This window comes from Microbacterium cremeum, assembly GCF_015277855.1.
Lineage (GTDB): Bacteria > Actinomycetota > Actinomycetes > Actinomycetales > Microbacteriaceae > Microbacterium > Microbacterium cremeum.
The window spans coordinates 783,548-804,363 of sequence record NZ_CP063812.1; the positions used below are offsets into that span (position 1 = coordinate 783,548).

General features: G+C 71.4%; 18 protein-coding genes. 15 read left to right on the top strand and 3 right to left on the bottom strand.

What is annotated here, in order from left to right:
- Positions 1-53 precede the first annotated feature (53 nt).
- Positions 54-917 carry a polyphosphate kinase 2 family protein gene (locus IM778_RS03270; protein ID WP_194410669.1) on the top strand — a complete coding sequence of 288 codons (864 nt, stop codon included), beginning with the start codon at positions 54-56 and terminating at the stop codon, positions 915-917.
- Positions 918-923: 6 nt separating this feature from the next.
- On the opposite strand, the gene IM778_RS03275 is transcribed toward IM778_RS03270, so the two are convergent.
- A complete protein-coding gene (locus IM778_RS03275; protein WP_194410670.1) occupies positions 924-1,685 on the bottom strand; it encodes a class I SAM-dependent methyltransferase in 762 nt (253 codons plus the stop codon).
- 79 nt (positions 1,686-1,764) lie between these two features.
- Between IM778_RS03275 and IM778_RS03280 the strand changes: the two genes are divergently transcribed.
- The 11 genes from IM778_RS03280 to IM778_RS03330 all read left to right on the top strand — a co-directional run bounded on the left by IM778_RS03280 (position 1,765) and on the right by IM778_RS03330 (position 15,330).
- Positions 1,765-2,166, top strand: coding sequence for a PadR family transcriptional regulator (locus IM778_RS03280; protein WP_194410671.1), 402 nt, complete (start codon positions 1,765-1,767; stop codon positions 2,164-2,166).
- On the top strand, positions 2,163-3,101 hold the full coding sequence (locus IM778_RS03285; RefSeq protein ID WP_194410672.1) for a permease prefix domain 1-containing protein: 939 nt from the start codon (positions 2,163-2,165) through the stop codon (positions 3,099-3,101). The genes IM778_RS03280 and IM778_RS03285 overlap by 4 nt, the downstream gene beginning before the upstream one ends.
- A gap of 110 nt (positions 3,102-3,211) precedes the next feature.
- Positions 3,212-4,228 carry an ABC transporter ATP-binding protein gene (locus tag IM778_RS03290; protein ID WP_194410673.1) on the top strand — a complete coding sequence of 339 codons (1,017 nt, stop codon included), beginning with the start codon at positions 3,212-3,214 and terminating at the stop codon, positions 4,226-4,228.
- Positions 4,225-5,055, top strand: a complete 831-nt coding sequence (locus IM778_RS03295) for an ABC transporter permease (RefSeq protein WP_194410674.1) — start codon at positions 4,225-4,227, stop codon at positions 5,053-5,055. The genes IM778_RS03290 and IM778_RS03295 overlap by 4 nt, the downstream gene beginning before the upstream one ends.
- Positions 5,056-5,231: 176 nt before the next feature.
- Positions 5,232-6,254, top strand: a complete 1,023-nt coding sequence (locus IM778_RS03300; RefSeq protein WP_194410675.1) for a LacI family DNA-binding transcriptional regulator — start codon at positions 5,232-5,234, stop codon at positions 6,252-6,254.
- A 107-nt stretch (positions 6,255-6,361) separates the two neighbouring features.
- Complete coding sequence (locus IM778_RS03305; protein WP_194410676.1) at positions 6,362-7,666, top strand: ABC transporter substrate-binding protein; 1,305 nt, start codon at positions 6,362-6,364, stop codon at positions 7,664-7,666.
- Between the two features lie 75 nt (positions 7,667-7,741).
- Positions 7,742-8,725: a carbohydrate ABC transporter permease gene (locus IM778_RS03310; RefSeq protein ID WP_194410677.1), complete on the top strand. Its 984-nt coding sequence runs from the start codon at positions 7,742-7,744 to the stop codon at positions 8,723-8,725.
- Positions 8,725-9,624 carry a carbohydrate ABC transporter permease gene (locus IM778_RS03315; RefSeq protein ID WP_228484723.1) on the top strand — a complete coding sequence of 300 codons (900 nt, stop codon included), beginning with the start codon at positions 8,725-8,727 and terminating at the stop codon, positions 9,622-9,624. The genes IM778_RS03310 and IM778_RS03315 overlap by 1 nt, the downstream gene beginning before the upstream one ends.
- Positions 9,625-11,862 carry an alpha-xylosidase gene (yicI, locus tag IM778_RS03320; RefSeq protein ID WP_194410678.1) on the top strand — a complete coding sequence of 746 codons (2,238 nt, stop codon included), beginning with the start codon at positions 9,625-9,627 and terminating at the stop codon, positions 11,860-11,862.
- Positions 11,859-13,343 (top strand): GH1 family beta-glucosidase, encoded by a 1,485-nt coding sequence (locus tag IM778_RS03325; protein WP_228484724.1) that lies wholly within the window; start codon positions 11,859-11,861, stop codon positions 13,341-13,343. Before yicI ends, IM778_RS03325 begins: the two co-directional genes overlap by 4 nt.
- A gap of 325 nt (positions 13,344-13,668) precedes the next feature.
- Complete coding sequence (locus IM778_RS03330) at positions 13,669-15,330, top strand: DUF885 domain-containing protein (RefSeq protein WP_228484725.1); 1,662 nt, start codon at positions 13,669-13,671, stop codon at positions 15,328-15,330.
- Between the two features lie 401 nt (positions 15,331-15,731).
- Here IM778_RS03330 and IM778_RS03335 read toward each other — a convergent pair whose 3' ends face one another.
- A complete protein-coding gene (locus IM778_RS03335; protein ID WP_194410679.1) occupies positions 15,732-16,973 on the bottom strand; it encodes an amidohydrolase family protein in 1,242 nt (413 codons plus the stop codon).
- On the bottom strand, positions 16,970-18,265 hold the full coding sequence (locus IM778_RS03340) for an isochorismate synthase (RefSeq protein WP_228484726.1): 1,296 nt from the start codon (positions 18,263-18,265) through the stop codon (positions 16,970-16,972). The genes IM778_RS03335 and IM778_RS03340 overlap by 4 nt, the downstream gene beginning before the upstream one ends.
- Before the next feature lie 22 nt (positions 18,266-18,287).
- Here IM778_RS03340 and IM778_RS03345 point away from each other — a divergent pair, with 22 nt between their 5' ends.
- The 3 genes from IM778_RS03345 (at position 18,288) to IM778_RS03355 (ending at position 20,793) form a co-directional block, all read left to right on the top strand.
- Positions 18,288-18,839, top strand: a complete 552-nt coding sequence (locus tag IM778_RS03345; RefSeq protein WP_194410680.1) for a DUF402 domain-containing protein — start codon at positions 18,288-18,290, stop codon at positions 18,837-18,839.
- A gap of 39 nt (positions 18,840-18,878) precedes the next feature.
- Positions 18,879-19,622, top strand: coding sequence for a demethylmenaquinone methyltransferase (locus tag IM778_RS03350; protein ID WP_194410681.1), 744 nt, complete (start codon positions 18,879-18,881; stop codon positions 19,620-19,622).
- A 115-nt stretch (positions 19,623-19,737) separates the two neighbouring features.
- Complete coding sequence (locus tag IM778_RS03355; protein ID WP_194410682.1) at positions 19,738-20,793, top strand: polyprenyl synthetase family protein; 1,056 nt, start codon at positions 19,738-19,740, stop codon at positions 20,791-20,793.
- Positions 20,794-20,816 lie beyond the last annotated feature (23 nt).

Sequence of the window (20,816 nt, forward strand, 5' to 3'; positions counted from 1 at the left end):
CGGACCACGCCCCACGCTCGACGGCGCGGGCGCGGGGCCGCCATGATGGCTCCATGATCGCCAAGAGCCAGAGGCACTGGACCGGAGACGTGCAAGACCTGCTGCGTGCCGGGGACGGGTTCGCGCTCGCCGACGTCGACCCGCGCGCGACTCCGGGATACGAGCAGGACAAGGTGCAGGCCGCCGAAGATCTCGAGGCGGGGGTCGCGCAGCTCAGCGAGTACCAGGAGCGCCTGTACGCCCGCAGCCGCGTCGATGCCACGCACGCCTCCGTCCTGCTGGTGCTGCAGGCGATGGACTCGGCCGGCAAGGGCGGCATCATCCGCCACGTCGTCGGAGCCGTCGATCCGCAGGGCATCGACCTGGCGGCGTTCAAGAAGCCGACGCCCGAAGAGCTCGAGCACGATTTCCTGTGGCGCATCGAGCGCCGCCTGCCCGAGCCCGGCATCATCGGGGTCTTCGACCGCTCGCACTACGAGGACGTCCTGATCGGCCGCGTGCGCCGGCTCGCGCCGGCCGACGAGATCGAGCGCCGGTACGGGGCGATCAACGAGTTCGAGAAGCGCGTGACGGATGCCGGGACCCGCGTCGTGAAAGTCATGCTGCACATCTCGCCCGAGGAGCAGAAGGAGCGGCTCATGGAGCGGCTCGACCGCCCCGACAAGCACTGGAAGTACAACCCGGGCGACGTCGACGAGCGCGAGCTCTGGCCGCAGTACATGGCCGCGTACCAGACGGTGTTCGAGCGCACCTCGACCACGTATGCGCCGTGGTACGTCGTGCCCGCCGACCGCAAGTGGTACGCGCGGCTCGCGGTGCAGCACCTGCTGCTCGAGGCGCTCGAAGACATCGACCCGCAGTGGCCCGCGGCGACCTTCGACGTCGCCGTCGAGAAGCAGCGCCTCGCCGCGAGCTGACGCCGCCTACGGCACGATGCCGCGCGCTGCCCACGCGGTCGCGGCGACGTCGAACGGCCCGGCGGGCAGCAGTTCGGCGCACCGCGCGCGGACGCGCTCGCGATCCTCGGGTGACAGGGCGGCGAGCTGGCGGCCGGCGGGGGCGACGCCGAGCGTGTACGGCTCCCACCACTGGTCGAAGCCGGCGTGGCCGACGGTGACGCCGAGCTCGGTCTCGCTCACGTCCACGCAGCCGGCGCCGCGCAGCAGGTGCGCGAGATCGCCGCGGCGCGCGCCGACCCGATCGGTCTCATCGTCGACGCCGTCGACGGTCGCCGTCAGGGCGTCGAAGAACGTGCTCTGCGGTGCCCGGTGCCCGGCGAAGTCCCACACGCACGCGGCGATCACGCCGCCAGGCCGCGTGACGCGCAGCATCTCGCGGGCGCCGGCTGCGGCATCCGTCATGAAGTGCACCACCAGTTCGGCGAGCGCCGCCGAGAAGAGGCCGTCGTCGAAGGGGAGGGCTTCGGCGGTGCCGTGGCGGATGTCGGCCCACGGGAAGCGCGCGCTGGTGGCCGCCACGAACGACGCGGACGGGTCGACTCCCGCGACCTCGGTCTCACCGCAGCGCCGCGCGAGCACGGCTGTCAGTGCTCCGGTGCCGCACCCGACGTCCAGCGCCCTCCCGCCCGCGGGTGGGGCGACCCACTCGACGAACAGCTCGGCGAGCGGCTGCGAGAAGCGGCCCATGAAGCGGTCGTACGAGTCCGCGGCGACGTCGAACGTCATGCCGCGAGTGTACGCGCGAGCTATTGACGCGGTATAGATACCTGATGCGTCAAGTACTTGATGTGATACAGTACTTGCCATGACACAGGATGACGCCTTCGCGGCCGACCTGCTGCGCGGCCATACCGACACGATCGTGCTCGGGCTGCTGCGCCACGGCGACGCGTACGGCTTCGAGATCTACAAGGCCATCCGCGATGCGACCGGCGGCGAGCACGAGATCAAAGAGGCCACGCTCTACGCGACGTACCGCCGCCTCGAGAAGGACGGGCTCGTCGAGTCCTACTGGGGCGACGAGACGCAGGGCGGCCGCCGCAAGTACTACCGCATCACCGATGCCGGCCGCGCGGTCTTCCGCAGCAACGTCGCGGCCTGGGTCGCGACGCGGCGCATCATCGACTCCCTCCTGGACGTCAAGGGCGCGGACGTCAAGGGCGCAGCCACCAAGAGCACAGACGTGAAGGGCATGCAGGACCAATGACCGAGAACACCCACATTCATCGCCTCCTCGACGAGGCCTTCCAGGGCGTCGAGATGACGTCCGACGCGCAAGACCTGAAGGAGGAGGTGCGCGCCAACCTGATGGCGCGCGCGGCCGAGCTCGAGACGACCGGGCTGACGTCGACGGATGCCGCGATCGAGGCCGTCGCCGAGCTGGGCGATGTGCGCGACCTCCTGTCGGACGAGGGGGCGGATGCCGCGACCCGCGGCGCACCGTCGGCCCGAGGCGCCGCGCGAGGCGCCGACTACGCCGCCCAGTATCAGCGGTACCGTGTCCGGCCCCAGCCGGGGTTCGTCGTTCGGGCGGTGATCTGGGCGGGCGTGGCCGTGCTCGGCATCACGCTCTGCGTCCTCAGCGCGGTGGGCGTCTTGCCCATCGTCCTCGGCGGTCAGATCGCCTTCCTCGGCTTCGCGTCGACGGCGCTCGGGCTCCTCGTGGGCGACTCCCTCTCGCAGGAGACGACGACGAACCATCCGATGCCGCAGCAGCGCGCGGGCGGCTATGCCCTCGCGACGTTCCTCGGCGCGTTCGGCCTGGGCGTCGGCGGACTGGTGTGGGCCGGGTCGATGCCGGTGTGGGGGATCGTCTTCGTGGCGCTCGGCGTGATCGCGGCGATCCTGCTGTTCGCCTTCCTCGGCGCCACCCAGACCAACCGCCACAAGGCCTGGACGCGGCACGCGCACGCGCAGGAGCCGCCGAACCGGTTCGAGCGCGAGCCCGAGGCCGCCGCACGCTTCGGCATCTACACCGTGGCCATCTGGATCCTGGCGTTCGCCGCGATCGCGGTGCTCGTGTTCACCGTCGGCTGGTGGTGGGCGCCGGTGGCCTTCGCCGTCGCTTTCGCGCTGTGGATGCTCGTGCTGGCGCGCATGCTCTTCGGCACCGACAAGAAGTCCGACGCCACCGCTCGCTGAGCGAGCGAGGTGAGACGCGCCACGCCTCGAGCCTCTCGTCCCGCTCGTTCCCCGCCCGCTCCCTCGACGATCGGGCACTCGACTCCACTCGAAGGAAGGGATGCTTCGCCATGCCTGAGAACACCCTCCGCGACGACCACGCGATCGTCGCCCGCGACCTCGTGAAGGTCTACCCCGGACGGGGCCGCAAGCCCGCCGTCCGAGCCTTGGACGGCGTCGGATTCTCGGTGCCGGCGGGCCGCGTGTTCGGCCTGCTCGGTCCGAACGGCGCGGGCAAGTCCACCACCACCAAGATCCTCACGACGCTGTCGCGTCCGACGAGCGGCACCGCCGTCGTCGCGGGGCACGATGTCGCCGCCGACCCGGGGTCGGTGCGCGCGTCGATCGGATACGTGTCGCAGGGCACGAGCACCGACCCGCTGCTCACCGCACGCGAGAACCTCGAGATCGCGGCGCGCCTGCGGGGCGTGGCCGCCGGCGAGGCGCGGAGCCGCGCGATGCGCCTGCTCGGCGAATTCGGGCTGGCCGAGGCATCCGCTCGTCCCGTCAGCAGGTTCTCGGGGGGAATGCGCCGGCGCCTCGACGTCGCGGCGGCCCTCGTGCACCGCCCGCGCGTGCTGTTCCTCGACGAGCCCACCACGGGCCTCGACCCCGAGGCGCGCGCCGCGATGTGGGCCGAGATCCGCAGGCTCTCGGGCGAGGAGGCGCTCACGGTGGTGCTCACGACGCACTACATGGAGGAGGCCGACCGCCTCGCCGACGAGCTGCTGCTCGTCAACCGTGGGCGCGCCGTCGTGCAGGGCACGCCGGCCGAGCTCAAGGCGAGGCTGCACGGCGACTCGCTGCGCGTGAGCCTCGTCGAGCCCGACCCCGCCGCCGTGCGCGCCGCGGTCGCGGGCATCGCGGGGCTGCGCGATGTCGTGGTCGAGGCATCGGGCGTCGACGGCGTGCTCGCCGCCCGCACCGACGACGCGTCGGCGGCCGTCGGCGCGGTCATCGCCGCGCTGGATGCCGCGGGCGTGCGCTACGGGCAGGTCGCGGCATCCCACCCCACCCTCGACGACGTGTACCTGCACTTCGTCGGCCACACCTTCGGCGACGCCTCGACGACAGGAGCCGCAGCATGACGACGCTCACCCTCTCGCCGGCCCTCGCCCCCGCGCGCGCAGGATGGTTCACCCAGACCGGGCAGGTGCTGCGTCGCTGGCTCCTCGCGTCGCTGCGGCAGGCCTGGGGTCCGGTCATGTCGCTGATCCAGCCCGTCATCTGGATCGTGCTGTTCGGGCAGGTGTTCGCGTCGCTGGGCGCGCTCCCGCAGTTCGGCGCGTCGGCGGGCACCGGAACCGGAGGCTACATCGACTACCTCGTGCCCGGCATCCTCATGATGACCGTGCTGTACTCGGGGGCGTGGGCGGGTACCGGCTTCATCGACGACATGAACTCGGGAGTGATGGACCAGTACCTGACCTCGCCGGTGCGGCGGTCGGCCCTCATCACGGGCCAGCTCGCGCAGCAGCTCGTGCTGAACCTCGCGCAGTCGCTCGTGGTGCTCGGCATCGGATGGCTGGCGGGGGCCCGCTACCCGGGCGGCTTCGGCGGCATGCTCGCCGCGCTCGGCGTCGCCACCGTGCTCGCGACGGTGTTCTGCTGCGCATCCACCGCCGTGGCCCTGATCGCCCGCAGCCAGATCGCGCTCATCAGCCTCTCGCAGCTCATCGTGCTGCCCGCGACCTTCCTGTCGACGACCATGATGCCCGCCGGCCTTCTGCCGCCGTGGGTGCAGGACGTTGCTCGCTGGAACCCGATGACGTGGGCGGTCGAGCTCGGGCGCGGCGGGCTCTCGGGGGACTATCCGGCAGCAGGATGGTGGGAGCTCTCGGGTCTGGTCGTGCTCGCGGGTCTCGCATTCCTGTGGGCGGTGCGGTCGATCAGGGCCTACCAGCGCTCGGTGTGAACCCGGTCCGGCGAGCGGTGCACGTATTTGTTGGGAAAAACCACCAAATACTTGCGCCGCTCGCCCGCGTGTGTCTACCATGTCGTCGAAGCGTTTCGCGAAGCGCTTCGACTCCCTGATTCGAACGGGGAGTCGCCGCAGCCGGCAAGGCAGCCGAGGCGAACGACGGAGTGGACATGGTGAAGATCAACGAGGTGGCCGAGGCCGCCGGCGTCTCGATCAGCACGGTGTCGTACGCGCTCAGCGGCAAGCGCCCGATCTCGCCGGCGACGCGCGAGCGCATCGAGCGCGCGGTCCGCGAGCTCGGCTACAGCCCCAACGCCGGAGCCCGCATGCTGGCGGGGAGCCGTACGCACATCTTCGCCCTCACCGAGCCGCTCCGGCGCGACACGCACGCACCGACCCACATGTCGTTCGTGCTGGCGACCACCGTCGCCGCGCGGCGCAGCGAGTACGACATCCTGCTCCTGACCGAGGAGGACGCCTCGGCGGGGATGGCGCGCGTCGCCGGGAGCGGGCTCGTCGACGCGATCCTCGTGCTCGACGTCGCCCCCGACGACGAGCGGGTCGCGCTCGCACGGTCGATCGAGACCCCCACGGTCTTCATCGGCGTCCCTGACGACCACGAGGGGCTCGTGTGCGTCGACCTCGACTTCGACGCGGCCGCGGCGCTCGCCGTCGACCGGATCGCCGACGCGGGCCATCGGTCGGTCGGGCTCGTCGGTCAGTCGCAGGTCGCGTACGAGAAGTCGAACTTCCCCCCGCGCGTGCGGCGGGCGTTCGAGCGCCGCGCAGACGAGCGCGGCGTCGCGCACGCCTTCCGCGTCTCGGGGGACCGCCTCCCGAGTGCCGAGACGACGCGCGCGGCGGTCGCCGACCTCCTCGACGGCGGTGCGACGGCCCTCCTCGTGCATGCCGCCGACGACGTCCACGCCGTGGTGCTGGCCGAACTGGACGAGCGGGGGATGTCGGTCCCCGCAGACGTGTCGGTCGTCTCGGTCGCGGCGTCGTTCGACACGTCGCGGCTGACGCACCCGGTCGACGTGATCCCGCTCGATCCCGAGCCGTCGTGCGACCTCGCCGTCGCCCTCGCGGTGCGCAGCCTCACCCCGGAGCGCCCCGAGCCGGGACTGCACCTCATCCCGCCCGCCTATATCGATCGCGGCACGGTGGCACCCCCGCCGGCGTCCGCGGACTGAACCCTCCCACCCGACGGCGCTTCCGCATACCCGCTATCGAAGCGCTTCGACAATTTCACATCGACCCCCCGCTCCCCGTCATGGGGATCAAGAAAGGAGTGCCGACGATGGCACGCACCACCACCAGAAGGACCCTCGCGGTCGTCGGCACGCTGTCGGCCGCCGCCCTCGCCCTCGCCGCCTGCTCGGGCGGACCCGGCGACTCGGAGCAGGACGCGAACACCCTCACGCTGTGGCACTACGAGGGTGAGGACAGCGCCATGGGCAAGGCCTGGGACGAGGCCATCCGGATCTTCGAGGAAGAGACCGGCGCGACGGTCGAGTTCGAGGCGAAGGGCTTCGAGCAGATCCGCTCGACGGCGAGCCAGGTACTCAACTCCGACGAGGCACCCGACCTGCTCGAGTACAACAAGGGCAACGCGACCGCAGGCCTCCTGGCGAGCCAGGGCCTGCTCTCGAGCCTCGACGACGCCGTCGGCGAGTACGGCTGGGACGACCTGCTCGCCCCGTCGCTGCAGACCACCGCGCGGTACGACGAGGACGGCATCATGGGCTCGGGCTCGTGGTACGGCATCCCGAACTACGGCGAGTTCGTCACGGTCTACTACAACGAGGACATGTTCGAGGCCGCGGGCCTGGAGGTCCCCACCACGTACGACGAGTTCGTGGACGTGCTCGACGCCTTGGTCGCCCAGGGCATCACGCCGCTCGCCGAGGCCGGGGCGGAGTACCCGCTCGGACAGCTGTGGTATCAGCTCGCGCTGTCGCAGGCCGATCGCCAGTTCGTCAACGACTACCAGCTCTACGAGAACCCCGTCGACTGGCAGGGCGACGAGATCGGCTACGCGACCGAGACGCTCAAGGAGTACGTCGACGCGGGATACCTCTCGCCGGACGTGTCGGGCATGAAGGCCGAGGACGCAGGCACCGCCTTCATCGCCGGCGACTACCCGATGTTCGTGTCGGGCAGCTGGTGGTACGGCCGCTTCGCCACCGAGATCACCGGCTTCGAGTGGGGTATCTTCCCGTTCCCCGGCGCGGACCTCAGCCTCGGCTCGTCGGGCAACCTCTGGGTCGTCCCCGAGAACGCGAAGAACAAGGACCTCGCGTACGAGTTCATCGACATCACGATGCGTCCCGAGATCCAGGCGATCATCGGCAACAACGGCGGCGTGCCGGTCGCCGCCGACCCCGCCGACATCACCGACCCGAAGAGCCAGGAGCTCATCGCCGCGTTCAACGCGATCACCGAGCAGGACGGGCTGTCTTTCTACCCCGACTGGCCGACGCCGACGTTCTACGACGCGCTGGTGGCCGAGCTCCAGGAGCTCGTCAACGGCACGAAGCAGCCCGCCGACGTGCAGACCTCGCTCGGCGACGAGTACGACTCGTACGTCTCGAGCATCCGCTGACGGACGCGGGAGGATGCCGCGGGCCGCGGCATCCTCCCGCTCCACGGCCCCGACACCCCACGTGAGGAACCGGTCATGACCGCAGTCCCCTTCGTCCGCCCTGCGCGGTCGCGACGGGCCAGCCTCCCTCCCGAGGAGCCGCTCATCCCGCAGCGCGGCCGCGGCGGCTCGGGCGGCTACTGGCTCTACCTGATCCCCGGTCTCGTGCTGCTGACCGCCGTCATCGTGATCCCGCTGGTGTGGAACGTCTACCTGACGTTCACCGAGTACCGCGGCATCCGTCCCCCGGTGTGGATCGGCCTCGAGAACTGGGTCGAGCTGTTCCAGGACGCGAAGTTCTGGACCTCGTTCATCAACTCGGTCTGGATGATCGTGGCGATGGTCGTCGTGCCGACGCTCATCGGACTGCTGCTGGCCGCGTTCCTGTTCGACATCATCGGCACGAAGTTCGGCGGCCGCACCGCGAGCTTCCTGCGCGCGTCGTACTACCTCCCGCAGATCCTCCCCGCGGCGATCGCGGGCATCGTGATCGGCTGGATCCTGCGCCCCGAGGACGGTGCGCTCAACGAGATCCTGACGAACATCGGCCTCGGAAACCTCGCGCACAACTGGCTCGGCAGTCCCGACACGGCACTGGCGAGCATCATGGTGGTTCTGGTCTGGATCCAGATCGGGTACCCCGTCGTGATCTTCATGGCGGCGCTGCAGCGCGTCGACCCGGAGCTGTACGAGGCCGCCGAGCTCGACGGCGCGAACTGGTGGCAGCGGTTCCGCGCGATCACCGTGCCGAGCATCCGCCCCGAGGTCTACGTCGTGACCCTCACGTGCACGATCGCGGCGCTCAAGGTCTTCGGCCCCGTCTACGTCCTGACGCGCGGCGGCCCCGGCACCTCGACGATCGTGCCGGCCTACTACGCGTACAGCGAGTTCTTCCAGGCCCAGCAGGTCGGCTACGGCGCGACCATCGCGACGGCCCTGACGGTCGTCATCGCAATCGTGGCCGTCTTCTTCATCCGGGCGCAGAACGCCTCGGAGCGCAAGGAAAGGGCAGGTCTCTGATGGTCGCCCCCGCTGTCCTCACCGACACCACCACCGCGCCCGCGCCCGTGCGCCGGCCGCGCGCGAACACGCGCAAGCGCCCCGGCGGCGTGGACTGGCTCGTGCTCGCCTTCGCGATCGTGGCCGCGATCCTCATCGTCGCGCCGTTCTACCTGATCGTCGTGAACTCGTTCAAGTCGCCCGCCGACTATTCCAACAGCGGTCCGCTGAGCCTGCCGACGTCGTTCTACACCGACGGCCTCGTCGCGTTCTGGAACCGCGTGAACTTCCCCGAGAAGGTGTGGAACTCGTTCTTCATCGCGGGGATGACGGCAGTGCTGGCGGTGCTCATCTCGGTGCTCAACGCCTTCGCCATCGGCATCGGGCGCGTGAAGGGCCGCACCTGGATCGTGCTGCTGTTCCTGCTGGCGAACCTGCTGCCGCAGGAGGCGCTGCTGTACCCGCTGTACTTCATGGCCAAGGCGGTGGGCCTCTACAACAACGTGTGGTCGGTGATCATCATCTTCACCGTCATCCAGGCGGCGTTCGGCACGTATCTGCTGTCGGCGGTGTACGGCACGTTCCCCAAGGAGGTGCTGGAGGCCGCGGCGATGGACGGCGCGTCGCGCTGGCAGATCCTGTGGCGCGTCATCTTCCCGATCAGCCGCCCGACGCTGTCGGTGCTGCTCATCTTCTTCTTCATCTGGACGTGGAACGAGTTCCTCATCCCGCTGACGTTCCTGGTGTCGAACTCGACGCAGACGGTGCCGGTCGCGATCAGCGTGCTGCAGGGGGACCGGCTCATGGACGTCACCACCACCAGCGCGTCGGCACTGCTGGGCCTCATCCCGACGCTGCTGTTCTTCCTCATCTTCCAGCGCACACTCACACGCGGCATCACGGCAGGAGCGGTCAAGTAAATGAAGTTCACCGACGGGTTCTGGCAGCTCCGACCGGGCGTCACCGCGCTGTACGCGCAGGAGGCGTACGACATCGAGGCGACGGATGCCACCGCCGACGGCCCCGGTCTCGTGGTCACGGCGCCCACGAGCGTCATCTCCCAGCGCGGAGACACGCTCAACCGCCCCGTGCTGACGGTCACGCTGTCGTCGCCGCTGGAGGGCGTGGTGCGCGTGCGGATCTCGCACCACCGCGGACGGGCGTGGCACGGCGGGTTCGGCCTGCCCGGTGCCGTCGACGGCGGAGCGGGCGAGGCATCCGTCGCCGTCGACGGCGGGGTGCTCGCGACCGGACCGCTGACGGCGCGCGTCGCGCCCGGCGCGCCCTGGTCGCTGTCGTTCGAACAGGACGGGGTGCGGCTCACCGGCAGCGGCCGCAAGGCGCAGGGCTACATCCAGCTGGCGCAGGCGACGGATGCCGCGCACGGCGTCGCCGGGAACGCTCGCGGCGGCCTCGGCGCACCGCGGTCGGCGACCTACGTCCACGAGCAGCTCGACCTCGGGGTGGGCGAGCTCGTCTACGGCCTCGGCGAGCGCTTCGGTCCGCTCGTCAAGAACGGGCAGACGGTCGAGATCTGGAACGCCGACGGCGGGACCTCGAGCGAGCAGGCCTACAAGAACGTGCCGTTCTACCTCTCCAGCCGCGGGTACGGCGTGCTGGTCAACGACCCGGGCCACGTCTCGTTCGAGGTCGGCTCGGAAGCGGTCGAGCGCGTGCAGTTCTCGGTCGCGGGCGAGGAGCTCGAGTACTTCGTGATCGCGGGTCCCACCCCGAAGGACGTCCTGACGCGCTACACGGCGCTCACCGGGCGGCCGCCGGTCGTGCCGGCGTGGTCGTACGGGCTGTGGCTCTCGACATCGTTCACGACGGACTACGACGAGGCGACCGTCACGTCGTTCATCGACGAGATGGCCCGGCACGAGCTGCCGGTGTCGGTGTTCCACTTCGACTGCTTCTGGATGCGCGAGTTCAACTGGTGCGACTTCGAGTGGGATCCGCGGGTGTTCCCCGAACCGTCGGCCATGCTGGCGCGGCTGCACGAGAAGGACCTGCGCGTGTGCGTGTGGATCAACCCGTACATCGGGCAGCGCTCGCCGCTGTTCGACGAGGCCGCGTCGCAGGGATTCCTCGTGAAGCGCCCCGACGGGTCGGTGTGGCAGTGGGACCTGTGGCAGGCCGGCATGGGCCTGGTCGACTTCACCAACCCCGAGGCGACGGCGTGGTACCAGTCGAAGCTGCGCGCCCTCGTCGATCAGGGCGTCGACTGCTTCAAGACCGACTTCGGCGAGCGGATCCCGCTCGACGTCGCCTACTTCGACGGCTCGGACCCCGAGCGCATGCACAACCTCTACACGCAGCTCTACAACCAGGCGGTGTACGACGTGCTGGTCGAGGCGCGCGGCGAAGGGGAGGCGGTGCTGTTCGCGCGCTCGGCGACCGCGGGCGGCCAGACCATGCCGGTGCACTGGGGTGGCGATTCCACCTCGACGTTCGAGTCGATGGCCGAGACGCTGCGCGGCGGGCTGTCGCTCGCGTTCTCGGGCTTCGCGCACTGGAGCCATGACATCGGCGGCTTCGAGGGAACGCCGGATGCCACGGTGTTCAAGCGGTGGACCGCCTTCGGTCTGCTCGGCTCGCACTCCCGCTTCCACGGCTCGGGCTCGTACCGCGTGCCGTGGGCCTTCGACGAGGAGGCCGTCGAGGTCACGCGCGTCTTCACGCACCTCAAGATGCACCTGATGCCGTACCTGTTCCAGACGGGGGTGGATGCCGCCGCCACCGGCCTGCCGACGCTGCGGCCGATGCAGCTCGAGTTCCCCGACGACCCCGCGGTCGCGTACCTCGACCAGCAGTACATGCTCGGCCGCGACCTCCTGGTCGCGCCCGTCCTCTCGGCATCCGGAGACGTCGAGTTCTACCTGCCGGCGGGCACCTGGACGAATCTGCTCACCGGCGAGGAGGTCCAGGGCGGCTCGTGGCGGCGTGAGAACCACGGCTTCACCTCGCTGCCGCTGTACGTGCGGCCGGGGGCGGTCATCCCCTGGGGTGCGCGCAGCGACCGACCCGACTACGACTACCTCGACGGCCTGCGGCTGCGGGTCTTCCCGGGCGGAGAGGGCGAGGCATCCGTCACCGTCACGAACCCCGACGGGCGCTCGCAGTCCTTTAGGGTGAATCTCTCGGAGGTGACCAGATGACGACACCCTCTCGCCGGTCGTTGCGCGAGCAGAACGAGACGGCACGCCCTGGACCGCAGGGGAACCCCGACTACCGCGACGCCGGTCTGGTGTTCCCTCCCGGGTTCACGTTCGGGTCGGCGACGGCCGCGTACCAGGTGGAGGGCGCGTTCGACGAGGACGGCCGGGGCCCGTCGATCTGGGACACCTTCTCGAAGACGCCCGGCAAGGTGTGGAACGGCGACACCGGCGATGTCGCATGTGACCACTACCACCGCTGGGAGAGCGACCTCGACCTCATGAAGGAGCTCGGCCTGGGCGCCTACCGGTTCTCGATCGCGTGGCCGCGCATCCAGCCGACGGGAACCGGTGCGGTGAATCAGGCCGGCGTCGACTTCTACTCGCGTCTCGTCGACGGGCTGCTCGAGCGCGGCATCCGCCCGGTCGCGACGCTATATCACTGGGACCTGCCGCAGGCGCTGGAGGATGCCGGGGGCTGGCCCTCGCGTGCGACCGCCGACGCGTTCGAGCGCTACGCCGAGATCATGGGTGCGGCGCTCGGCGACCGCGTGCACACCTGGACGACGCTCAACGAGCCGTGGTGCTCGGCCTACCTCGGCTACGGCCAGGGCGGGCACGCGCCGGGCCGCCACGAGCCCGCCGCCGCGCTGGCCGCGGTGCACCACCTGAACCTCGCCCACGGGCGGGCCGTCCAGGCGCTCCGGGCGACCTCGACCGGCGACCCGCAGTACTCGGTGACGCTCAACTTCCACGTGCTGCGCGGCCTCGGCGACGGCGCGGACGAGGCGATGCGCCGCATCGACGGCCTCGCGAACCGTGCGTTCACGCACCCCCTGCTGCGCGGCGAGTACCCGGCCGATCTGCTCGAGGACACGGCATCCGTCACCGACTGGTCGTTCGTGCAGGACGGCGACCTCGCCGCGATCCACCAGCCGATCGACGTGCTCGGCGTCAACTACTACTCGACCGCGACCGTGCGGCTGTGGGACGGCGTGTCGCCGAAGCAGATGAACGACGGGCACAAGGGCGCCGCCGGCGGCACCGCGTGGCCGGGCAGCGACCAGGTCGTCGAGTTCGTCGAGCAGCCCGGGCCCTACACCGCCATGGGCTGGAACATCGCGCCCGAGGGTCTCGAAGAGCTGCTGGTGTCGCTGTCGGAGCAGTTCCCGGCGCAGCCGCTCATGGTGACCGAGAACGGCGCCGCGTTCGACGACGTCGTGGCCGAGGACGGATCGGTGCCCGACCCCGAGCGGCTCGACTACCTCCGCCGGCATTTCACGGCCGCGCACCGGGCGATCCAGCGCGGTGTCGACCTGCGGGGATACTTCGTGTGGTCGCTCCTCGACAACTTCGAGTGGGGTTACGGGTACGCGAAGCGCTTCGGCATCGTGCGCGTCGACTTCGACACGCTCGACCGCACCGTGAAAGACAGCGGGCTCTGGTACGGGCAGCTGGCCCGCACGGGCGTCGTCCCCGGCTGACGGGTGCGGCGCGTTTCGTCTCGGTCGCTGCGCTCCCTCGCTCAACGACCGGGTTGCGGTCGCTGCGCTTCCGTCGCTCAACGACCGGGTTGCGGTCGCTGCGCTTCCGTCGCTCAACGGCCGGGTTGCGGTCGCTGCGCTTCCGTCGCTCAACGGCCGGGTTGCGGTCGTTGCGCTTCCGTCGCTCAACGGCCGGGTTGCGTTCGTTGCGCTTCCGTCGCTCAACGGCCGGGTTGCGGTCGTTGCGCTTCGTTGCTCGACGGCCGGGTTGCGTTCGTTGAGCGAGCGAAGCGAGACGAAACGCGCCGCCGCCTAGGCTGAATCGGTGAGCGTTCCCGACCCCGTCCGCGTCGTCGCCGACGCCTACGTCCGCGAGCTGGCCCAGCACGAACCCGATGCCGCCATGGCCCTGGGCGTCGACGGGCCGCCGCTGCCCGACCTGTCGCCGGAGTGGCTGCAGCGCAGGTACGAGCTGCAGGGCGAGACCCTCGCCGCGCTGCGGGCCGCCGCGCCCGGCGACGAGGTGCTGCGCGCCGCGCTCGGCGAACGCCTCGAACGCGAGCGGCTGCTCTTCGACACCGGGTTCACGTCGCGCCTCGTCGCGGGCCTCGCGACGCCCGTGCACCTGGTGCGGTACGCGTTCGAGGGCTTGACGGTGACGCCGGATGCCGCGGGCGCGGCGCTCGTGCGCCGGCTCGAGGCGGCGCCCGCCGCGGTGCGCCAGTACATCGCCGCCCTGCGGTGGTCGCGCGATCACGCCGACCGCTTCACGGGCACCGGCGTCGCGCCCGTGCGCCAGCTCGACACCCTCGCCGCGCAGGTCGAGTCGTGGGTGGCCGCGGACTGGTTCGGCTCGGTACCGGTCGCGCCGGGCGTCTCGGACTCCGACACCGCGCGCGTGCGCGCCGCCGCCGATGAGACGGCCGCGGCACTCGCCGAGCTGGCCGTGGTGCTGCGAGACGAGCTGCGGCCGGTCGCACCGGCGGCCGACGGCGTGGGCGAGGCGGTCTACCCGGAGCTCGCGGCCGCGATGCTCGGCGCCCGCATCGACATCGGCGACACGTATGCGTACGGCTGGGCCGAGCTCGAGCGGCTCGTAGCCGAGTCCCGCGCGCTCGCGGTGGAGCTCGGCGGCACGGGAGACGATCCGGTGCGGGCCGCGGCCGCCGCGCTCGATGCCGACCCACGGTTCCGGCTCGACGGCGTCGACGCGATCCGCACGTGGCTCACCGCACGGGTGGCCGAGTCGATCGACGCGGTCGCGCCGGCGTTCGACCTGCCCGACTCGGTGCGCGACGTCGAATGCCTCGTCTCGGAGGCGGCCTCGGGCGTGGTCTACTACACGCCGGGCGCGCCCGACGGGTCGATACCCGGCCGCGTGGTCTGGACCATCCCGAGCGGCGTGCCGGTCGCCGCGAGCTGGCAGGAGGTGACGAGCGTCCACCACGAGGGCGTGCCCGGGCACCATCTGCAGTTCGTGCTCACCGCCGCCGACCCGCAACTGCACGCCTGGCAGCGGCACCTCTGCCACATCCACGGGTACGCCGAGGGGTGGGCGCACTACGCCGAGCAGCTCGCCGACGAGCTCGGGCTCATCCGGGACCCGGCGGAGCGGCTGGGGCTGCTCCTCGGCCAGATCTGGCGGTCGGTGCGCATCGTCGCCGACATCGGGCTGCACACCGGGCGACCGATTCCGCCGAACGCGTTCGCGGCCGAGGGGGAGTGGACGCCGGAGCTCGCGCGCCGCCTGCTCGTCGAGCTCGCGCTCGTCGAACCCGCGCTCGCCGGATTCGAGGTCGACCGCTACCTCGGCTGGCCGGGGCAGGCGCTCGCGTTCAAGGTCGGGGCGCGGCTGTGGCTCGAGGCGCGCGCCGCGCGCGAGCGCCGGCTCGGCGGTGCGTTCTCGCTCCGCGACTTCCACCGCGACGCCCTCGCGCTCGGTCCGATGGGCCTCGACCCGCTGCGGTCGCTGCTCAACGGCCGCTGAGTCTGTGCGGGCCGGGGCGTTTCGTCTCGCTCGCTGGCGCTCGCTCGCTCAACGACCGGAGGCCGCCGCTGGCGCTCGCTCGCTCAACGACCGACAGTAGCCCGGGGCGTTTCGTCTCGCTCAACGACCGAGAGCAGCCTGGGGCGTTTCGTCTCGCTCGCTGGCGCTCGCTCGCTCAACGACCGGAGGCCGCCGCGGGCGTATCGTCTCGCTCAACGACCGAAGGGCCCGGGGCGTTTCGTCTCGCTCGCTGGCGCTCGCTCGCTCAACGACCGGAGGCCGCCGCTGGCGCTCGCTCGCTCAACGAACGGCAGCAGCCCCCGGGTGTGTTTCGTCGCGCTCGGCGACCGGCAGCAGCCCCCGGTCGTTGAGCGAGCGAAGCGAGACGAAACGCCCCGAGCCTACGGACGACCGCAGCCGCGGTCATCGCGCACGACGACCCCGGCCTTCATCACGAGCTCGAGCGTGCGCAGCGCCCCGATCCCGGCCGTCGGGTCTTCGCGCATCGCGACGAGATCCGCGGCGAGGCCGGGGCGCAGCATCCCGTACCGCTCTTCGTCGCCGAGCCACCGCGCCGGCGCCGCGGTCGCCGCGCGGACGAGGTCATGCCCGGTCAGGCCGCCGGCCTCCATGTGCTCGAGCTCTCGCACGATCGCGGTCGTCCCCTCGAACGCCCAGTACGGCGGCATGTCGCTGCCCAGCAGCACCTCGACGCCGGCGTCGAGGGCGTACCGGAACGACTCCCGGTGGCGTTCGCCGGCCCCGAGCGAGCGCTCCTGCATCCACGGCGGCACGCCGAGGTCGTCGAAGAACGCCGACGCGCGTGTGACGACGAGCGTCGGCACGAGCGCCGTGCCGTGCTCCGCCATGAGCCGCGCGACGTCGGGCGTCAGCTCGTAGCCGTGTTCGACGCAGTCCAGGCCGAGCTCGACCGCCTCGGCGATGACCGGCGCCGGACCGGCGTGCGCGGTGACCTTGCGTCCCCACGCGTGCGCGGTCGTGATCGCGGCCGCCATCTCGTCGCGGGTCAGCTGCGCGGTGGTGATCTGCTCGTGCTCGCCGGCGATGCCGCCCGAGATCATGAGCTTGACGAGGTCCGCGCCGAGCGCGATCTGACCGCGCACGCCACGGGCGAAGGCGTCCGCGCCGTCGCACTCGACCGTGTCGTCGGTGTCGTGCCCGTGCCCGCCGGTGCAGCACAGCGCGCGTCCCGCCGTCCGGATCCGCGGTCCGGGCACGAGCCCGGCTTCGATCGCGCGCCGCAGTGCGAAGTCGGCCCCGGACTTCTCGGCCACGCACCGCACGGTCGTGACGCCGGCGAGCAGCGTCCGGCGTGCGGCATCCGCCATGTACAGCGCCAGGTCGTGCGGCCCGAGCGCGCTCACGGCGTCGCCGCCGGGACCGGGCAGCGACAGCGAGAAGTGGTTGTGCATGTTGACGAGCCCGGGCATCACGAAGGCACCGTCGAGGTCGATCACCTCCGTCGAGGACGGGACGGATGCCTCCGCCGCGACCTCCGCGATCACGCCCTCCTCGATCACGAGGGCGAGTCCCTCCTGCGGCTCCGGCGTGACGCCGTCGACGAGCCGCAGGTTCGTGAGCACCGCGCTCCCGCGCGTCGGCAGCGACGAGGGCGCGTTCATGCGATGGCATCCACGATCGGCCTGAACTTGACACGGGTCTCGAGCAGTTCGGTCTCGGGGTCGCTCGCGGCGACGATGCCGGCGCCCGCGTGCGCGACGACGGGGATCGTGTCACGGAACTCCGCGTACCCGCGCGTCGGCCCGGCGCCGATCTGCGCGCAGCGCAGCGCGATGGCCCACTCGCCGTCGCCGTCGCCGTCGACCCAGCCCACCGGTCCGGCGTAGCGGCCGCGGTCGAACGGCTCGAGCCGGCGGATCGCCTCGACCGCGGCATCCGTCGGCGTGCCCGCGACCGCCGCAGTCGGGTGCAGCGCCGCCACGAGGTCGAGCGACGACGCGTGGTCGGCGATCTCTCCCGCGACATCGGTCGCGAGGTGCCACAGGTTGGGCAGCTCGAGCGTGAACGGCTCGGCGTCGGCGCGCAGCCCGGTCACGTGCGGGCCGAGCGTGTCGAGCACGCTCTGCACGGCGTAGCGGTGCTCCTCGATGTCCTTCGCGCTGTGCGCGAGGGTCGCGGATGCCTCGACATCGTCGGCCGCGTCGGTTCCGCGCGGGATCGTGCCGGCCAGCACGCGCGCGGTCACCGCGCCGCGCGAGACGGTCACGAGGGTCTCGGGGCTCGCTCCGATGAGCCCGTCCACGGCGTACGTCCAGGTGTCGGGGTAGTCGTGGGCGAGCGCGCGGACGAGCCGTCGCAGGTCGGCGCCGGCGGGGATCGTGCCCACCAGGTCGCGGGCGAGCACGACCTTCTCGAGCTCGCCGCGTGCGATGGCGTCGACGGCGGCGCGCACGGCGACCTGGTACCCGGCGGGATCGAGCGCGCCCGGTCCCAGGGTGCCCGACCAGTACGGCCCGTACGGGATGGGCTCGAGCTCGGGCGCTTCGAGGTCGGATTCCGAGCGGATGCGGGTGACCCACGAGCGTCCCTCGTGCCGGCCCACGACCAGCTGCGGGACGACGAGCCGGCTCGTCGCCGTCGACCGGGCGTCGAACGCGAGCGTGCCGAAAGCGACCAGGCCGGTGCCGGGGAGATCCACCGGGTCGTCGACCACGGCGCCCTCGGCCAGCCACCGCCAGCTGTCGGCGGGCGACGGCATCCGTTCCCGGTCGAATCCGGGCGGCAGCGCCGGGCCGTTCTCGTAGCCGCCGACGGTGCCGACCCCGACGATGCCGTCGCCGCGGCGCAGCCACGCCAGCGGCGCGGCCGGGGAGGTGAACGCGAGGAGGTCGTCGACGGGCTCGATCTCGCGGGTCTCGACCACCAGCTGAGGCGGGCGGTGCGAAGATGTCACCCTTCCAGCCTAGACTCGCCGGGTGACCGACGACGCCGTCTCAGATCGCCCGCAGCCGGGCACTGCGGTGCAGTTCCGCTGGCGCAAATGGGACGGCAGTCCGCACTGGGTCAACGACGCCATCTACCTCGGCCGCGACCGCTGGGGCGATTGGCTGGGCCAGCCTGCGGGCTGGGCCAACGTGCGGCCCGGTCTGTCGTTCCCGGCCGAAGTCGACAACGTGACGCTGCTGCCGCCGTCGGGCGACCACGCCGTGACCGTGCACGCCCTGCCGCATCGTGTGCGCGTGTACATCGACATCGCCTGGGACATCCGCTGGGAGGAGCGCGCGCCCACCGGGATCGACATGGACCTCGACGTCGTCAAGGCCATCGACGGCCGCGGGCTCTACATCGACGACCGCGACGAGTGGGACGAGCACCGCGCCGCCCACGGCTACCCGCCCGAGGTCGTCGAGCGGCTCGAGGCGCTCGCCGTCGACCTCGAGCGCAGGGTCGGCGCCGGCGAGGCGCCCTTCGACGATGCGACGCCGGATGCCTGGCTCGCGCGGCTTTCCGCCCTCGCGGCAGCCTGACCCGCGGTCGCAGCGAGCCCGCGGCCTAGACTCGAAGCCGTGGCATCCGACCCCTCCGCTCACGAGCCGAACCGCGCCGACCTCCATAAGGACCCGTCGCGCGTGAGCGGCATGTTCGACCAGGTCGCGGCCGGGTACGACCGCACCAACACGGTCCTGAGCATGGGCAACGACCGGTTCTGGCGTGCGGCCACGACCCGCGCCGTGAGCCCGAGGCGCGGACAGCGCATCCTCGATCTGGCCGCAGGCACCGGCGCCTCGAGCGTCGCCCTCGCCCGCAGCGGCGCGTACGTCGTCGCGGCCGACTTCTCGCCCGGCATGATCGCGGAGGGCACGCGCCGTCATCGCGGCATCCCGAATCTGTCGTTCGTCGAGGCCGACGCCACCGCGCTGCCGTTCGGCGACGAGGAGTTCGACGCGGTCACGATCTCGTTCGGGCTGCGCAACGTCGTCGAGCCCGAGAAGGCGCTGCGCGAGATGCTGCGGGTGACCAAGCCCGGCGGGCGCCTCGTCGTCTGCGAGTTCTCGCACCCGCCGTCGAAGACGTTCCGCGGCCTCTACCGCTTCTACAACGACCGCGTGCTGCCGGTCGTCGCGAAGACCGTGAGCTCGAACGCCGACGCCTACGACTACCTCAACGAGTCGATCCGCGACTGGCCCGACCAGCCGACGCTCTCGGCATGGATCCGCGAGGCGGGCTGGAGCGACGTCGCCTACCGCAACCTCTCGATGGGCATCGTCGCCCTGCATCGCGGCACCAAGCCGGCGAGTTCCGGTCGTTGAGCGAGCGGGTGCCAGCGAGCGAGGCGAATCGCAGAGAGCCGACGCGGAGGCCATGGCGTTTCGTCTCGCTTCGCTCGCTCAACGACCGGGACCGGACCCCCGATAGGCTGGGCACGTGACTCCGACCGCGCCGGGCTCGCATATCGCGGGCAACCTGGGCCTTTCCGACCGCGTCTTCGCTGGGCCGCGTTCGCGCAGGCTCCAGTCGACGGTCGAGGCCGGTCTCAAGCGCGTCGACAGTGCCCTGGAACGCGAGCTGCGCGTGACCGACGCGCTCGCCGACGCCACCAGCCGCTACCTCTACGAGGCGGGCGGCAAGCGCGTGCGCCCGATGCTCGCGCTGCTGACGGCGCAGCTGGGCGACGGCATCACCGACGAGGTCATCGAAGGGGCCACGGCGCTCGAGATGACCCATCTCGGCTCGCTGTATCACGACGACGTGATGGATGCCGCCGACAAGCGCCGCGGGGTTCCCAGCGCCCATGCGGTGTGGGGCAACAGCGTCGCGATCCTCACCGGCGACCTGCTGTTCTCCCGGGCGAGCCAGATCATGGCCCGCCACGGCGAACGTGCGATCCACCTCCAGGCCGACACGTTCGAGCGGCTGGTGCTCGGGCAGATGCACGAGACGGTCGGCCCCGGCGAAGGCGACGACCCGGCGGAGTTCTACCTCGAGGTGCTGTCCGACAAGACCGGCTCGCTCATCGCCGCAGCGGCGCAGGCCGGCATCATCTTCTCGAACGGGCCGGAAGAGCTCGAGCAGCCGATGATGACGTTCGGCGAGAAGGCCGGCGTCGCCTTCCAGCTGCTCGACGACGTCATCGACCTGTCGGCCGACCCCGACGAGACCGGAAAGGTGCCCGGCACCGACCTGCGCGCCGGCGTCCCCACCATGCCGTACCTCGTGCTCGGTCAGCGGACGGACGACGCGTCCCGAGAGCTCCGTGCCCGCATCGACGACGGCGTCGCGCGCATCGCCGACGGCGCCGACCCGGCCATCCTCGACGAGCCGCTCGCGCGTCTGCGCGAGCACGAGGCCACCGCGGCCACCCGCGAGCTGGCCCGCGCGTGGTCGCAGGAGGCCATCGATGCCCTCGCGCCGCTGCCCGACGGGCCCGTGCGCGAAGGGCTGACGCGTTTCGCCCAAGCCGTCGCCGACCGCTCCAGTTAGCCGCACCCGCGTCTCGTCTCGCT

Excerpts from the sequence above, each read along its gene's own strand:
- IM778_RS03270 (WP_194410669.1), top strand. The coding sequence starts at position 54 with ATGATCGCCAAGAGCCAGAGGCACTGGACCGGAGACGTGCAAGACCTG.
- IM778_RS03275 (WP_194410670.1), bottom strand. The coding sequence starts at position 1,685 with ATGACGTTCGACGTCGCCGCGGACTCGTACGACCGCTTCATGGGCCGC.
- IM778_RS03280 (WP_194410671.1), top strand. The coding sequence starts at position 1,765 with ATGACACAGGATGACGCCTTCGCGGCCGACCTGCTGCGCGGCCATACC.
- IM778_RS03285 (WP_194410672.1), top strand. The coding sequence starts at position 2,163 with ATGACCGAGAACACCCACATTCATCGCCTCCTCGACGAGGCCTTCCAG.
- IM778_RS03290 (WP_194410673.1), top strand. The coding sequence starts at position 3,212 with ATGCCTGAGAACACCCTCCGCGACGACCACGCGATCGTCGCCCGCGAC.
- IM778_RS03295 (WP_194410674.1), top strand. The coding sequence starts at position 4,225 with ATGACGACGCTCACCCTCTCGCCGGCCCTCGCCCCCGCGCGCGCAGGA.
- IM778_RS03300 (WP_194410675.1), top strand. The coding sequence starts at position 5,232 with ATGGTGAAGATCAACGAGGTGGCCGAGGCCGCCGGCGTCTCGATCAGC.
- IM778_RS03305 (WP_194410676.1), top strand. The coding sequence starts at position 6,362 with ATGGCACGCACCACCACCAGAAGGACCCTCGCGGTCGTCGGCACGCTG.
- IM778_RS03310 (WP_194410677.1), top strand. The coding sequence starts at position 7,742 with ATGACCGCAGTCCCCTTCGTCCGCCCTGCGCGGTCGCGACGGGCCAGC.
- IM778_RS03315 (WP_228484723.1), top strand. The coding sequence starts at position 8,725 with ATGGTCGCCCCCGCTGTCCTCACCGACACCACCACCGCGCCCGCGCCC.
- yicI (WP_194410678.1), top strand. The coding sequence starts at position 9,625 with ATGAAGTTCACCGACGGGTTCTGGCAGCTCCGACCGGGCGTCACCGCG.
- IM778_RS03325 (WP_228484724.1), top strand. The coding sequence starts at position 11,859 with ATGACGACACCCTCTCGCCGGTCGTTGCGCGAGCAGAACGAGACGGCA.
- IM778_RS03335 (WP_194410679.1), bottom strand. The coding sequence starts at position 16,973 with ATGAACGCGCCCTCGTCGCTGCCGACGCGCGGGAGCGCGGTGCTCACG.